General features: G+C 51.2%; 1 rRNA gene. It reads right to left on the bottom strand.

Annotation, left to right across the window (positions count from 1 at the left end):
* A 23S ribosomal RNA gene (locus HMPREF2804_RS02135) occupies positions 1-597 on the bottom strand; the annotation flags it as partial.
* Positions 598-886 lie beyond the last annotated feature (289 nt).

Here is an 886-nt window from a genome sequence, read left to right as displayed (position 1 = left end):
TTCAGGTACTATTTCACTCCCCTCCCGGGGTACTTTTCACCATTCCCTCACGGTACTGATCCACTATCGGTCATCAGGAAGTATTTAGACTTACCAGGTGGTCCTGGCAGATTCACACGAGATTCCACGAGCCCCGTGCTACTCGGGACATTGTCAACGCACACACAACACTTTCAACTACGGGACTCTCACCCACTACGGTCGACCATTCCAAGCCAGTTCGCCTACCATCATGCACTACGCCGGTGACCAGTTAGAACCACCACAACAACTCCCACAACACCCATGATGCAACACCTAACCGCTATCACACACCACAGGTTTAGCCTCATCCGCGTTCGCTCGCCACTACTAACAGAATCATTATTATTTTCTCTTCCTGCGGGTACTGAGATGTTTCACTTCCCCGCGTTCCCCCCAACTGGCCTATACATTCAACCAGCGGTCACCCACCACAACGATGAGCGAGGTTTCCCCATTCGGAAATCCTCGGATCCACGCCCAGTTATCGGCTCCCCGAGGCTTATCGCAGATTCACACGTCCTTCATCGGCTCCTGATGCCAAGGCATCCACCGTGTGCCCTTAACAACTTACACACAATCAAGAAAAAGAAGAATCAAGAAACCACACAACCGTGCAGTTCCCAGAAGATGCTCGCGTCCACTATATAGTTCTCAAACAACAAACCACACCAACACCAACACCGAGAACAACCCCAGCACCAGCACCAGCCAGTCACCAACTCAGACCACACCTAGCGTGCAACCCGAAAACCCAAGAACGCACCCGAACAACACAACAATAACGATGACGCATACACAACACCGTGAAACAAAACAAACAACAAAAAAAGGGGCTGACATTCCACCCATGAGCAAACCCCCC

Origin of the sequence: Rothia sp. HMSC065G12 (assembly GCF_001811455.1) — a bacterium.
GTDB lineage: Bacteria > Actinomycetota > Actinomycetes > Actinomycetales > Micrococcaceae > Rothia > Rothia dentocariosa.
Note: the sequence above shows the minus strand (reverse complement) of the source record. Positions and strands in the feature narration are given on the sequence as shown.